This window comes from Psychrobacter raelei (assembly GCF_022631235.3).
Lineage (GTDB): Bacteria > Pseudomonadota > Gammaproteobacteria > Pseudomonadales > Moraxellaceae > Psychrobacter > Psychrobacter raelei.
The window spans coordinates 2,621,542-2,635,573 of record NZ_CP093310.2 but is presented as its reverse complement, the minus strand read 5'-3'; the positions used below and the strand labels follow the sequence as shown (position 1 = coordinate 2,635,573).

11 protein-coding genes are annotated in these 14,032 nt (G+C 45.2%); 6 read left to right on the top strand and 5 right to left on the bottom strand.

The features are described from left to right. From MN210_RS11040 to MN210_RS11025, 4 genes are all read left to right on the top strand, one after another. A complete protein-coding gene (locus MN210_RS11040; protein ID WP_110817008.1) occupies nucleotides 1-1,014 on the top strand; it encodes a prepilin-type N-terminal cleavage/methylation domain-containing protein in 1,014 nt (337 codons plus the stop codon). Then, a complete protein-coding gene (locus MN210_RS11035; RefSeq protein ID WP_338412217.1) occupies nucleotides 1,011-1,904 on the top strand; it encodes a hypothetical protein in 894 nt (297 codons plus the stop codon). The genes MN210_RS11040 and MN210_RS11035 overlap by 4 nt, the downstream gene beginning before the upstream one ends. Then, nucleotides 1,897-2,469, top strand: coding sequence for a type IV pilin protein (locus tag MN210_RS11030; RefSeq protein WP_255016700.1), 573 nt, complete (start codon nucleotides 1,897-1,899; stop codon nucleotides 2,467-2,469). Before MN210_RS11035 ends, MN210_RS11030 begins: the two co-directional genes overlap by 8 nt. Before the next feature lie 144 nt (nucleotides 2,470-2,613). Further along, nucleotides 2,614-3,006, top strand: coding sequence for a type IV pilin protein (locus MN210_RS11025; protein ID WP_303623938.1), 393 nt, complete (start codon nucleotides 2,614-2,616; stop codon nucleotides 3,004-3,006). 122 nt (nucleotides 3,007-3,128) lie between these two features. Here the strand turns inward: MN210_RS11025 and fdxA are convergent, their stop codons facing one another. Then, nucleotides 3,129-3,452, bottom strand: coding sequence for a ferredoxin FdxA (gene fdxA, locus MN210_RS11020; protein ID WP_011961232.1), 324 nt, complete (start codon nucleotides 3,450-3,452; stop codon nucleotides 3,129-3,131). 223 nt (nucleotides 3,453-3,675) lie between these two features. Further along, nucleotides 3,676-6,720, bottom strand: a complete 3,045-nt coding sequence (gene mutS / locus MN210_RS11015) for a DNA mismatch repair protein MutS (protein ID WP_338412216.1) — start codon at nucleotides 6,718-6,720, stop codon at nucleotides 3,676-3,678. A 393-nt stretch (nucleotides 6,721-7,113) separates the two neighbouring features. Here mutS and secA point away from each other — a divergent pair, with 393 nt between their 5' ends. Together secA and MN210_RS11005 are read left to right on the top strand one after the other, a co-directional pair. Continuing rightward, nucleotides 7,114-9,891 (top strand): preprotein translocase subunit SecA, encoded by a 2,778-nt coding sequence (gene secA, locus MN210_RS11010; RefSeq protein WP_011961230.1) that lies wholly within the window; start codon nucleotides 7,114-7,116, stop codon nucleotides 9,889-9,891. Nucleotides 9,892-9,957: 66 nt separating this feature from the next. Further along, entirely contained in the window at nucleotides 9,958-10,302 is a 345-nt protein-coding gene (locus MN210_RS11005) for a hypothetical protein (RefSeq protein WP_241878569.1), read from the top strand. Between the two features lie 211 nt (nucleotides 10,303-10,513). Here the strand turns inward: MN210_RS11005 and MN210_RS11000 are convergent, their stop codons facing one another. The 3 genes from MN210_RS11000 to MN210_RS10990 all read right to left on the bottom strand — a co-directional run bounded on the left by MN210_RS11000 (nucleotide 10,514) and on the right by MN210_RS10990 (nucleotide 13,965). Beyond that, complete coding sequence (locus MN210_RS11000) at nucleotides 10,514-11,227, bottom strand: YsnF/AvaK domain-containing protein (protein WP_241878568.1); 714 nt, start codon at nucleotides 11,225-11,227, stop codon at nucleotides 10,514-10,516. 229 nt (nucleotides 11,228-11,456) lie between these two features. Next, the gene (locus tag MN210_RS10995) at nucleotides 11,457-12,305 is read right to left on the bottom strand and encodes a DUF2382 domain-containing protein (protein WP_110817001.1); all 849 of its coding nucleotides are present in this window, start codon (nucleotides 12,303-12,305) and stop codon (nucleotides 11,457-11,459) included. Nucleotides 12,306-12,783: 478 nt separating this feature from the next. Then, a complete protein-coding gene (locus MN210_RS10990; RefSeq protein WP_338412215.1) occupies nucleotides 12,784-13,965 on the bottom strand; it encodes a thiolase family protein in 1,182 nt (393 codons plus the stop codon). Nucleotides 13,966-14,032: the final 67 nt, after the last annotated feature.

Below are 14,032 nucleotides of genomic sequence, written 5' to 3'. Positions count from 1 at the left end.
ATGCCATCAAAACCGCCCAACCCCAAGCATATAGGGCTCGACTCTATCACCGCTCAACAAGGGGTTAGCTTGATTGAGCTTATGCTGGCACTGACTTTAGGGCTTGTGGTAAGTGGCGCCGCATTTGAGTTGTTCGCTCATAGTCTGGCGGTGCAGCGTATACAGTTAGCAGTCTCTGAGCTACAAGATGATGCCGTCTTTCAATTGCCTGCGATTCATAAAACCATTAGAAAGGCCAATTTAGGGTCTCATTCGACCATGCATCAAGCATCTGCATGGACCGGCATAGTGTTGACCGGCTCCTATGATAATGCTCCGTTGAATGCTGTAGGAGGATCTGAAAAATGGGGCAATCTTCGCGGCGTGGTCAATCTCAATGAACAGTTATTTAGTCGTAGCAACCTAGGACCCAGTAACTTGGTTGCGCCGACCAACAGTGATCAACTAACCATACAGTACCAAGCTGCTTTTCCAAGCTTTGACTGCGAGGGCAAAAAAGTGCATCCAGGCGATATGATTATTGAGCGTTTTTTTACCCGATTCGATAGACAGCGTGCCGCCAATGAAACCAAAGACTTGGCAATCGTTCTGGCCTGCGATGCAGGGCGCTATCAATTACCAACGGCCATTCGAAATAGCCCTGCCAAGGCGCATCAGTTATACATTAAAGATTTTGGTGATAATGGGGTAGTGCTGATGAATCGGGTGGATTATTTTGGCGTGCAGCTTGGCGTAAGATTAAAGCAAGGCGTATCTTATATGTCCATTGAGCAGTACTTGACCCAAAGTAGTCCCTTGGATGCTCACTCTGAGTATTTATATCACGCCCCCATCGTATCGGTGCAACTTGGCATCATTAGCCGGGCCAGTACCGCACAGGCGAAGTCGATGCCGGGCAAAAGTGTGTTTTATTTACAAGGCAAACCGCATACCATTCGACACCAGCATCCCAGTTATTTACGCCGCTCATTGACCAGTGTGGTGGCGCTCAGAAACAGTCGTGAGTCATTATGACCTTCCCAGTATCGGTGTTCGCACAGAGTGACCAGCAGCAAGGGTCAGTACTTGTGATTGTGCTGATGCTGGTAGTATTACTCTCTACCGCCAGTGTTATTGCCTTAAAAAACTCTCAAACATCATTAGAGGTCATAACAGCCGCTCAGGTCAATCGATTGCTGTTTCAAGCATCAGATGTACCGTTAGCACACCTAAAGACGATGGTCGATCAGCCTGATAATCTGGCGCAATTAATGTCGCCGCAAGGTCCTATGGGCTATCTGATCAAGCAGCCTTTTATTAAGGCCAATCAGCACAGCTGGGCTGAATACGTGGTGTGTTATCAGCCGACGCGTTACAAGTCTTGGTTAGAGGGCAGCGCACGGCACAAGCGTGTTGGGGTGCAAGGTGGCATCATAAATCCACAAGGCTATTGTAATATTGCCAATCGACAAATGAATCATTACACCAGTGATCGCCAACTGATTGCCACTCAATTGTCTTTTACTCGGCCTATTATGGCGGTATCAGAATCTGCTGATAATACGATAAGCGGGGCGGTAGATGGTATGGCCATTGTGCTCGATGCCTTAGGCAGTCCTAAACCTGCTCATCATACAAATCCTGTGGTGCAAAATCATGGCTCTGTAACTGACAATACAGTGCCGCAGCAGACTTTGATCCGAGTGTATGTGACCTCGGTCATGCCTGTGTTTAGTTCTGCAAAATTAAAGCAAATAGATGACTGTTTGGCTAAGTCTATGGTAGTGATCACCGCTGATGACTCAAGCCATAGCTCACAGCAACAAGAAAGCCAAATGGCCTGTTTGAGTAGAACCAAGACACCTCATGATGTACAGGTACAAGACTATCTTTATATTTATCAAACGCCTGTGAATAATGAGTAGCAGTCAGCTTAAATCAAGTCTCAACAGACCCTTAGGGTATACCTTGATAGAGCTGCTTATCGTAGTGGCGCTGATGACACTATTAACCGCCATACTGTTGCCCAGCTATCAGCAATATCTCAATCAAAAAGTGCAATGGCAGGCGCAGCAGCAAGCGCTACAGCTGGCCCATGACTTGGCCAAGTGGCGGGGTAAGTATTTGACTTATGCAGGCTTTAGTTTGTCACAATCCTCATTACAGCTCTCCTCAAATCAGCCTTTATTGGCCAGTAACTTAGCAGAGCGGCTGTATCTGCCTTTGGGTTCAAATGAGAAGACACATCATTATGAAATTCGGTTAAGCGATGCCACTGGGCAGTTTGTCTTAACTGATCTTCAGGCCAATGGACAAGGATGGCAGATGTGGGTTGTGCCCAATGTACACGCTAACTTTTTTGAGCTTACCGATGCCCATTTAGACAGCTATTACTTGGACAGTCTTCATCAGCGCTGCCGTTACTCCAGCGCTCAGACTGTGGCACTTATAACCTCCCAAGGTCAGGCAGACTGCCGCTTAACTTGGTAGGATTAGGAAAGCGCGGAGACAGGGTAGGGTGCACGCTTTAAAAAATTTATCAACTTAAGTTTAGCAATATAGCTTTTTGTGTTATTGTTTATTTTTACTTAATTTATAATTATTATTTTATATTAAAACCGATAAGGAAGTGCAATGTCTTCACAGAAAGGATTTACTTTAATTGAGCTGATGATAGTGGTGGCCATCATCGGCGTGTTGTCTTTAATTGCCATTCCTGGCTATCAAAGCTATGCCCAAAAGACCTCTGAAGCTGCCTGTTTGTCACAGACCAAGGCGTTTAGTAATCAGATATTTTTAGAGCGTAATGATCCTACGAATGAGTTTGATGCTGATAAAGCGACCCGCATATTGAATACAGCCAGTGATAAAACAGCTTGCGAGACTATGGTTTATAACGATGGCACGAGTGTAACACCGGCAGTGATGCCAAGCGTGCAATCAAAAATTAAAAACCCAGGCTCTGATCACACCCATATTATCTGTAATTTAGATAAAAGCGTACAATGTGAAACCAGTAATCTATAATTCGACGATAAAATACACAGTTGAACGTAAAACATAGTCAATAAAAAAAGCGACCTAGGGCCGCTTTTTAAATTTTTAGTCAGATAAAATAAAAAATTCAGAGCTTGAGTGTGGGATAGGGTCTAACGCTCTAGGTACTGAATTTTGCCCTCAACGCCATCCCACTTCTCAGCGTCAGGCAGCTGACCTTTCATTTCAGTGATGTTAGGCCACTCTTCAGCCAGCTCAGCATTTAGTTCGATAAACTCTTCTTGACCCTTTGGCACTTCATCTTCTGAGAAGATGGCATTAGCAGGACACTCAGGCTCACACAAAGCGCAGTCAATACACTCATCAGGATGAATGACCAAGAAGTTAGGCCCTTCATAAAAGCAGTCCACAGGGCAGACTTCAACACAATCGGTGTATTTGCAGCGAATGCAATTATCAGTGACAACAAATGTCATAGCGAGCTACCTTTATAAAAGTTATCTTCAAGCATCGGCAATTATTTTGGCGGACTGGGGGCAAGTAGCACAGCCATGTAGCTGTGATGTCTTCTTGAGCCAGTATCGGGCTAAATAATCGCACTTATACCTGCTTATAAAAGATAAGTAAGTTGGGAGTAAGAGAGAAGATTTATTTTAGGGGTATATTTTACCCTTTTAATGCATTTTTCACAAATTGCTGTTAGCCCAAGCGTGCTTGTTTTTTTAATTCATAAATTAAGTCCAAGGCTTGTCTGGGTGTCAACTCATCAGGATAGATGTCATTTAGCGTATCTAAAATCGCTTTGGCCTTAGTATTTAAAGGGCTAAGCACTTTAGATTCACTTGATAAATGAGGGCTCAAGTCAGGCGCTGTTGACAGGCTATCTTGTGTCACAGAATCAAGAGCTGAGCTATTTAAATCTGCTGCGTAGCGGCTATCGTCGTCATTAGCATAAGCTTTATCAAAATTAGCATGATTATCCCTAGGCGTTATTGAGGGGTGATGACGCTCTTGGGTGGCTGCGTTTAGGGATTTTTGTAAGCTTAAGTAGCGTTCGGCGGCGATTAAAACTTTGTCAGGAATACCGGCCATCTTTGCCACATGCAGCCCAAAGCTTGAGTTGGCAGCACCTGGCTCAATTTTGTGCAGTAATAACAGCTGGCCATCGATGTGACTGGCGGCGACATGAACGTTTCTTAGCTTACCGCTAAGATTGCGTTGTTGACTAAGCTCGGTTAATTCAAAGTAGTGGGTGGCAAATAATGTGAGACTACCCATTTCACACAGCTGGACGGCACAGGCATGAGCAATCGCTAGACCATCCGTGGTGGACGTACCGCGGCCGACCTCATCCATTAATACCAAAGAGCAGTGGCTGGCCAGATTTAAGATTTGTGCGGTCTCAATCATTTCCACCATAAAGGTAGATTTGCCACCAGCTAAGTCATCGGCTGATCCAATACGAGTAAAAATGCGATCAATGTCACCGAGGGTAGCTGAGGCGGCCGGCACGAAGCTGCCACAGCAGGCAAGCAGCACAATAAGGGCAGTTTGGCGCATATAGGTAGATTTACCACCCATATTTGGCCCAGTGATGAGTAGTAGACGCTCATTAAATGATTCCGTGCCCAGTTGACAATCATTGGCCACAAAATGCTGCGGCCCAGAGGTGGGTTGGCTATTGCCATGGGTTGCTTTGGGCTGACTCATGGCTTCTACGACTAAGTGCCGGCCTTGGCGAATGTCTAAATAACTGCCACTTGGGTCAAGCGTGGGGCGTACCCAGTCATTATCTTTGGCAAGTACAGCCCAGTTAAGCAGCACGTCAATCTGAGCGATGGCTGCGCTAAGCTGTTGTAAATCTTGAAGTTGTTCACTTAAGCGCACCAGTAACGCTTGATATAACGCCTTTTCACAGCTGAGTGCTAAGCTTTGGGCGTCTAGATATTCTACCTCCAGATTCTTCAACGGCTCAGTAATAAAACGCTCGCTGTTTTTAAGGGTTTGGCGGCGAATAAAAACATCCGGCGCTGTAGACGCTTGCGCTTTGGGTAATTCAAAGTAAAAACCGCTGACTTTGTTAAAGCCTACTTTTAGGCTGGGGAGCTGATAATTTTGACGGGCTTCATCAGCCATGTCATCAAGGGTTTGCTGGATATTGTCATGCAGATGAACCAGGCGATCAAACTCACTGTCATACCCCTCTGCAATCATGCCACCGTCACGTATATGTGCCGGCGGCTCCTCTATAATAGCCGACTCGATGTGTTCAGCGATTTTTAATAAAGTGTTTTTTTGCAGTGGTAAGTTTTGTAGCAGGCTTGGCAGTAGACCCTCACTGTCCGCCTGTAGCCCTAAGCTCTGTAACGTGTGGGCCAGCTGCTCACTGTGTCTGATACTGTCTGCTAAGCGTCGCAGGTCTCGGGGTTTGGCGCTGTGTAATGCAATGCGGCTACTGATACGCTCAATATCAGCGATACTGTGTAAGCTTTGCTGCAGCTGAGTTATCTCAGCGCTGGTGGGTGTCTGTATCAGCCACTGGCAGGCATCAAGACGCAAGCCTAACGACTCAACATGAGTGGCCAGACGTAGCGGGCGCTTGAGCTGGTTGATTAATAAGCGTCTGCCCATGGCGCTTTGGCACTGATTGACCACGCTTAATAGACTGGTACCCGTGGGACTAACGGGGGTAAATAACTCAAGGTTGCGGCTGCTAATGTCATCAATGATTAAATAGTCTTCATCACGCTCAACAATCAGTTCAGTGAGCTGCGGCGTGTGGCGCTGCTGGGTTTGCTGAGCATAATGGATTAAGGCGGCACTGGTGGTTTGTGCTACCAAACTTTCGGCGATGCCCAGTCCCTCTAAGGTTTGTACATTAAACTGTCGACATACTGTTTCGCCGGCATGCTGGGGGTGAAAGTCGCTGGCCGCCACACTAATAACTGGGCAATATAGCTTGTCTTGTAGCCAGTGGCGCCAGTCATCGCTTAACGTCTCTGGAATAATCACTTCACTTGGGGCAAATCTGTTGAGTACGGTGAGCAGACGCTGCTTTAACAGTACCTCATAATCCACCTGTGACTCAGATACATAAGCAATATTGGCCTCAGCCGGCTTAATAACCTCAGAAAGTGGCAGGGTTTGCGTACGAATGGTACCGGCATTGATGTCTAGCTGGCTGATACCTATCTGGTTTAGGCTCGCTTGATTTGAGCTACTCTTTAGGTGTTGCCAATTTTTCTTTAAATTGAAATCAAGTGCCACAACGCTTGGGGTGTGATTGGGCGCAATAAGTGCATCATCGGTGAGAGTGCCAGCGGTTAATGTTTTGACCACTTCACGGCGCATGATACCTTTGGCCGCAGTGGGCTTATTCGTGTCAAGCTCTTCATTCAGCTCAGGGGCATCCTCGACTTGCTCACAGATAACCACGGTTTCACCCGCTGCAATAAGACGTGCCATATAGCTTTCGGCAGCATGAAAGGGCACGCCGGCCATAGCGATATTGTTACCTGCTTTATCGTTGCCACGGCGGGTTAAAGTAATGTCTAAAATATCAGCCGCTCGCTGAGCATCGGTAAAAAAAAGCTCATAAAAATCGCCCATACGGTACAGCAAGAGCGCATGCGGATACTGCGCCTTGAGGGTTAAATATTGCACCATCATTGGGGTATGGTCATCAAGATTGTATTCAACGCCAGCTATATTGAGCAGTGAGGTGGTGTGCACGGTGTCAGACATAATTTTTGCTTATTTGCTTAAAGATTAAGTGGCTTAAAAGGGGCGTAGTTAAAAGACCAAGCGGTTTACATTATTATATGATTTATATTGTGGGTCATTTAGCTGATACGCATTATCTAAAGTAGGGGGCTTATTTAGTGACCGCTTTGAATGCGGTAAATGAGGGATAAAACCACCCTCTATTTTAGCATTTATTGCCGCATTGATTCTGCTCATAAATCTAAGGCGGAGAAATACAACGCCTGATTTGCTAAAAAGCAACAAATAATTTGTGATTACAGAATCAATTACCCTTGTATCTATCAAGGCTGTTACCATATATAATAGATAAAATTTTTTTATGGTCTGCGCAGATGTGCGTCTGACTGAGTCGATATGTAGGTCTACAAAGTTATGTTGTCAAAAATAGTCGGAAGCGTAATTGGTACCAAAAATGATCGTGAGCTAAAGCGGATGCGTCAAATTGTCGCAAAGGTAAATGCTCAAGAAGCGGCAATTAGTGCGCTAACAGATGCACAGCTTCGTGATAAGACGGCAGAGTTTAAAAGTCGTTTTGATGAGGGGGCAAGCTTAGATTCATTATTGCCTGAAGCCTTTGCGGTCTGTCGTGAAGCCTCAAAACGAGTACTGGGTATGCGCCATTATGATGTGCAAATCATCGGTGGTATCACCCTTCATGAAGGCAAAATTGCAGAAATGCGTACCGGTGAGGGTAAAACCTTGATGGCAACCTTAGCCATTTACCTCAACGCCATTAGTGGCAAAGGGGTACACGTGGTTACTGTGAACGATTACTTAGCGGCGCGTGATGCTGAACTAAACCGTCCTTTGTTTGATTTTTTGGGACTAACCGTTGGGGTTATCTACTCTCAGCAGCCCCCTTATGAAAAAGTCGCGGCCTATCAATCCGATATTACCTATGGTACCAACAACGAATATGGCTTTGATTACTTACGTGACAATATGGTGTTTAGCTTGGCTGAAAAAAAACAGCGTCCACTAAACTACTGTATTATCGATGAAATTGACTCTATCTTAATTGATGAGGCACGTACGCCGCTGATCATCTCAGGTCAAGCCGATGATTCTTCAGCCACTTATGCTTTGATTAATAATATTATCCCGCGTTTGACTCGCTCAACTGACGAAGAAGCCAATAAAGAAAATGAAGATGGCGACTTTTGGATCGATGAGAAAAACCGCCAGATTGAGATTAGTGAAAAAGGCTACGAGAAAATTGAATCTTTCTTAATTGAAGTGGGTGAGCTTGGCGAAAATGAAAGCTTATACAGCCCAATTCGCTTGCCTCTACTTGCGCATGTACAAGCCGCCATTCGTGCGCATCACATCTTTATTAAAAACGTACATTACATTGTTGATAATGGTGAAGTCATCATCGTAGATGAAAACACCGGTCGTACCATGCCGGGTCGCCGTTGGTCAGATGGTCTACATCAAGCTGTAGAGGCCAAAGAGGGGGTTGAAATCCAAGCGGAAAACCAAACGCTTGCCACCACCACTTTCCAGAACTATTTCCGTCTTTACGACAAGTTATCAGGCATGACCGGTACCGCCGATACCGAAGCGGCAGAATTTAAATCTACTTATGATATTGATGTGGTGGTTATTCCTACCCACAAGCCAATTGCGCGTATCGACTTAGAGGACCAGATCTTCTTGACCAAGCTGGGTAAATACAAAGGTATTATCCGTGAGATTAAAGAGATTCAAGCCAAAGGCGCACCTGTGTTAGTCGGTACAGCGACCATTGAAGCCAGTGAAGAGCTGTCTTATTTGCTTGACCAAGAAGGTATTAAGCATAACGTCCTAAACGCTAAGCAGCATGAGCGTGAAGCAGAAATTATCGCTCAGGCAGGTAGCCCCAAAGCGGTGACCATCGCCACCAACATGGCGGGCCGTGGTACAGACATCATTTTAGGCGGTAACTGGCAGGCACACATTAGTGATCCGGATAATGTTAGCCCAGAGGAAATGCAGCGTCTAAAAGCAGCCTGGCAGAAAAAGCATGACGAAGTATTGGCTGCAGGCGGGTTGCATATTATTGGCTCAGAGCGTCACGAGTCACGCCGTATCGATAACCAGCTGCGTGGTCGTGCCGGTCGTCAAGGTGACCCTGGCCAGTCTCGCTTCTTCTTATCGCTAGAAGATGACTTGATGCGTATCTTTGCCGGCGACCGCGTGGTAAATATGATGCGGGCTATGGGTTTAAAAGAAGATGAAGCCATTGAACACAAAATGGTATCTCGCTCTATCGAAAATGCTCAAGGAAAAGTAGAGAGCCGAGATTTTGATGCGCGTAAAAACCTTCTAAAATACGATGACATCGCCAACGAACAACGTAAAGTTATCTACTCTCAGCGTGATGACTTGCTGGCAGAAGCCGATCTTAAACAGGCCATCGAAGCGATGCATCGCGATGTCTATGATGCGCTCATTAGCCAGTTTGTACCCCCAGGATCTATTGATGATCAGTGGAATATTGATGGCTTAGAAGATGAGCTTGAGAGCGAATTTAAATACTACATGCCAATTAACGACTGGTTAGATAGTGACCGCCGCTTAGATGAAGAGGGGCTGCGTGAGAAGATTGTTCAAACCGCTATTGCCCGTTATCGTGAGCGCCGTGAGCTGATGACCCCAGAAAATGCCGCCCAGCTTGAGCGTCATTTTATGCTACAAAGCCTAGATCGTCACTGGAAAGAGCATTTAACGCAGATGGATCAGCTGCGTAAAGGTATTCATTTGCGTGGTTATGCACAAAAAGACCCACAACAAGAGTACAAACGTGAGTCGTTTGAGCTGTTCCAGATGATGCTAGGTGCCATCAAGTCAGACACAGTACAAGACTTATCACGCGTGCATATCCCAACCCGTGAGGAGCTTGAGGCGATGGAAGCGGAGCGTTTGGCTCAAGCTGAGCGCCAACAGATGATGTTTGAACACGATGAGGTGGACAGCCTAACCGGTGAACGTCATAGTGACCCTGATGTTGAAGCGCGCAACTTAGCGGCTGAACAACAGGCAACTGCAACTAAGGCACCTGCTGCTGCCAATGGTAATAACCCGTACGCAAATATGAATATTAGCCGTAATGCCCCCTGTCCTTGTGGTTCTGGCTTACGCTATAAGCAGTGCCACGGAAAAATTTAATAATTTTTCGTGTATAAACTCCCGACATAACTAGACCGTAATTTTGTAGACGGTGAGGATAAAACTATGACTATAAATAATAAATCATTAAAACTAACCGTATGGATAGCGGCACTTACAGCAGTACTGGGGTTAACGGCTTGTCAAAAGCAAGAGCAACCAGCCCCTGCACAAGATGAAGAGGCAGAAGTAGCCATGTCAGCTGAGCCGGCAGAAGGCAATGATCCTGCCATCGTAGCCGACGATTTAGATGACGTAGATGCGCGCTCTGCCAATGCAGATGAGGCCGCAGCCGATGTGGCGGCAACAGACGTGGACGCCGCACCTACCGCTGAAACTCCAGCACCAGCTGATGTAGATACTCAGTCAGAGGCTGCAGCTGAAACTACTGAGACAGCCCCTGCCCAATAAGAGGGCTCAATAAGAGGTTAGTGGCTTACTGTCGTATTAAAACGCTATCGTATTAAGATGCTCACTATTTATATAACCTAGCATTAAAAAAATAGCCGATACTTGTATCGGCTATTTTTTTTATTAAAGTAAAAATTCTAAGTCAAATAAAGCCAATCATTGTGAATTATTGACGCAAAATCTCATCAGTTTATATTGGACTTGCAGGACGTTAGCGTTTGCGGCGCTCATGTTCAAAAAAGCCTTCTTCTTGCACATCAAGCTCTTCATGCTTAAGCTCCACCTCAAAGGTATCTTGATGCAAATGAGTCGATTTTTCGATACGCACATCTTGCACCGCATGAGTCTCTTTTTTGATGAGTGCCACTTGGCGTGAGATCACGATCTCTAACGGCTCATTACTATCTAATAAAACCTGATTGCCATTGACCATAATGCTAGGCTGACTGTCTAAGGTAGGCTCGATGTGACGCACTATGTCCTCATCGCTCACCTCATTGGTCAAAAATGCTCTTGAGTCGGCATCATAATAGTCAGTTTCAATAACTAAGATTTCCTCCATGAGCTCAATGGGCACATTCACCGTCTTTCTACGCACTTCTTTGCGGACTTTGACTTTACCAATATCCAAGCGCTCTTTATCTACTACTGCTCTTTCTTCTAATAGCTCTAAGCTGCCTACCACAGTGCGTTGCCCATTAGGATTAGCTGAACTATGGCTTTGTAGGTTATCCTCATGTGATAAGTCAGTGACGCCTTGACGTGGGGCAGCTTTGTCAGGCAAGCCATTTATGCTATCTGCTTTGTCTATGCTTGTACCTATGTTTGTACCTATGCTTGTGTCTAAATGGTTTTGGGTCTGTGGTGTATTGGGATTGACAAAAGGGTCGGTTTTGTTTTGATTGTCTGAATTAAAATCGCTCATGATGATTTCCTATAATGATTAGGGATGGGTATCTGAAGATGGGAATGTTATTGATATGATTAGCCGCTATGGCCATTTAACTAATGGCAAGGTATAACTAAGCTTTAGACGTTAAAAAAGCCAGAGCATTGCCCTGGCTTTTTACGTCATTGCTTGTACCTATCTGCTTTCATTATCGTAAAAACTAATTTACTAATATTATGCTAGGGCAGATAAGAAGGCTTTGGGCTTATTTGCCACGAGCAGCGCGTACATCATCAGCAGTTAGGTCATCACGCTCTACAATGTTACCTTCACGGTCGACAATGTTACCATCACGGTCAATATCTAGCTCTTCGCGCTGGATAGTTTCATTGATAGTCTCTGTGTGACGCTCAGTAGTTTTGCCTACGTTCACTTCTTCAGTAACATAAGTTTCTTTGTTTACATTAGCACGCTCAGCTTCTAGCTCAACTTCTACTGAGTCAGCACCGGCATCATCACCGATACGGCGAGTGGTAGGACGGTTAACTTCAGTACGCTCAATATGGGCATGCTCTTCTTCAAGCTCTACATCTACAGCACGGTTCTCTGTAACCACATGTTTGCCTACTTTTACCAAGCCGGCTACGATGCGATCTTTGTTAACTGTTAGACGCTCTTCTAATAGCTCTAAAGTGTTTGGTGCATTGTAGTAATCTTCTTTGATATCTACACGCTCAGCGGCAGGTACAGTGTCAGCAACAAAGGCGGCGCGGTCTTTGTTCGCTTGCTCTTTATAGCTGTACTGATAGTCATGGTCATACTCTTCCATGGCTTCTACTTGAGACTTAGTTAAAGAGTCAAAGAACACATCATCACCAACAATACGGGCAAGACCTGCAGGAACTAAAACTTCTTTTGAGCTAAACCAGCCACCCACATCTACGATTAAATAACGGATACGGCCAGTGATATCTTCAACTAAAGCGCCTTCAATTTTACCGATTTTTTCTTCACCAGCACCATAAGCAGCTTTGCCAGTTGGATCATAGTAGTCATCACCAATAATATCACGGTGAGTTGATTGGATGTCTTTTAAACGAATTAGTTGGCTCATTATAGTTTTCCCTGTCTTATTATTTAAATTGAAAATCCATCAAGGATTTATTGCTAAAGTTAATTTCTCGCACGGTAGTCATTACCAAAATCATTGACAGTACTCAGTAAGGCGTTTTAGATTGAAGTTGTATTTTATTGTCTAAAATTAAATCTTCAATTTAGTGTTCTTATAAAATGTCAAACAGGTGATATAAATTTTTGTTTAACTATTCTTTAAGCTGTGTCGATGACTTGATTTATAGATTAACAACTGAATTTGGGACTTTATATAGTAAACGAGTATCACTGTATTAAGTTGCGTAAAGCGCTGTAAGTTGCTGTAAGCGCAATAACATAGCTTGGGTCTAGCTTTACAAACCGATAAGATAAGTAGGATAAATGTTGCTACGGTGTGATAAAAAAAAGAGCCTCCAAATTTGGAGGCTCTGTTTAAGAATTTTTATAAATAGATTTTGGCCTAACTTGGCCGAATGGCTCTAAGCAAGTTCAATGGCGACAGCAACGGCTTCACCGCCACCGATACATAATGAGGCAACGCCTTTTTTGCCGCCGGTGCGCTTCAATGAGTTGATTAGAGTAACCAAGATACGGGCACCCGAACAGCCCACTGGATGACCTAGGGCACATGCACCGCCTTCAACGTTGACTTTGGCATGAGGAATATTTAGCTCATCCATTGCCGCCATGGTCACCATAGCAAAGGCTTCATTGATCTCCCACAGATCCACATCTTCTACTGACCAACCTGCTTTTTGTAGCAGTTTTTCGATTGCACCAATAGGGGCAATGGTGAATTTGCTAGGGTGCAGCGAGTTGGTAGCGGTAGAGATGATACGCGCTTCAATATTTAAGCCTTTGTCCTGGGCTACTTGTTCAGAGGTCACCACAACCGCAGCAGCACCATCAGAGATTGAGCTGGCATTAGCGGCGGTGATGGTCCCCTCTTTTGCGAAGGCTGGACGTAGGGTAGGGATACGCTCAGCATTGGCTTTAGCAGGCTGCTCATCGGTCTCGATAACCACTTCGCCTTTACGCGTTTTTACAGTAACGGGCGTGATTTCATCTTTAAAGTGACCTTCTTTGATGGCTGTCAGCGCACGGTTTAATGACTCAATAGCGAAGTTATCCATTTGCTCACGAGTATAGCCTTTTTCATCGGCCATCTCTTGAGCAAATTGACCCATCAATTTACCGGTATCGGCATCTTCTAGGCCATCTAAGAACATATGGTCTTTGACTTCTTTGTGACCCATGCGGTAGCCGTCACGTGCACCTGGCAGAATATAAGGCGCATTGGTCATAGATTCCATGCCGCCTGCCACGATAATCTCAGCACTGCCTGCTTTAATAGCATCATGCGCCTGCATCACTGCTTTTAGACCTGAACCGCATAGCTTGTTAATGGTCACAGCGCCAGTGCTATCAGGGATACCTGCATTACGCATGGCTTGGCGAGCAGGGCCTTGGCCTACGCCTGCGGTTAAGATACAGCCCATGATAACTTCGTCGATTTCTTCAGCCTTTACACCCGAGCGCTCTACAGCAGCTTTAATAGCAGCTGCACCTAACTGCGGAGAAGTTGCGCCAGTAAGGTCACCTTGGAAACCACCCATTGGGGTACGGGCGCCACTAACAATAACGATTGAATCTGATGACATAGTATTATCCTTAATTAATATTATTTATTTAAGAGCCAAGCGACTTGATAGCTTGGCCAAATCGATC

Bases quoted from the DNA above. Each gene is read 5' to 3' on its own strand.
- MN210_RS11040 (WP_110817008.1), top strand. From the start codon at position 1: ATGCCATCAAAACCGCCCAACCCCAAGCATATAGGGCTCGACTCTATC.
- MN210_RS11035 (WP_338412217.1), top strand. From the start codon at position 1,011: ATGACCTTCCCAGTATCGGTGTTCGCACAGAGTGACCAGCAGCAAGGG.
- MN210_RS11030 (WP_255016700.1), top strand. From the start codon at position 1,897: ATGAGTAGCAGTCAGCTTAAATCAAGTCTCAACAGACCCTTAGGGTAT.
- MN210_RS11025 (WP_303623938.1), top strand. From the start codon at position 2,614: ATGTCTTCACAGAAAGGATTTACTTTAATTGAGCTGATGATAGTGGTG.
- fdxA (WP_011961232.1), bottom strand. From the start codon at position 3,452: ATGACATTTGTTGTCACTGATAATTGCATTCGCTGCAAATACACCGAT.
- mutS (WP_338412216.1), bottom strand. From the start codon at position 6,720: ATGTCTGACACCGTGCACACCACCTCACTGCTCAATATAGCTGGCGTT.
- secA (WP_011961230.1), top strand. From the start codon at position 7,114: ATGTTGTCAAAAATAGTCGGAAGCGTAATTGGTACCAAAAATGATCGT.
- MN210_RS11005 (WP_241878569.1), top strand. From the start codon at position 9,958: ATGACTATAAATAATAAATCATTAAAACTAACCGTATGGATAGCGGCA.
- MN210_RS11000 (WP_241878568.1), bottom strand. From the start codon at position 11,227: ATGAGCGATTTTAATTCAGACAATCAAAACAAAACCGACCCTTTTGTC.
- MN210_RS10995 (WP_110817001.1), bottom strand. From the start codon at position 12,305: ATGAGCCAACTAATTCGTTTAAAAGACATCCAATCAACTCACCGTGAT.
- MN210_RS10990 (WP_338412215.1), bottom strand. From the start codon at position 13,965: ATGTCATCAGATTCAATCGTTATTGTTAGTGGCGCCCGTACCCCAATG.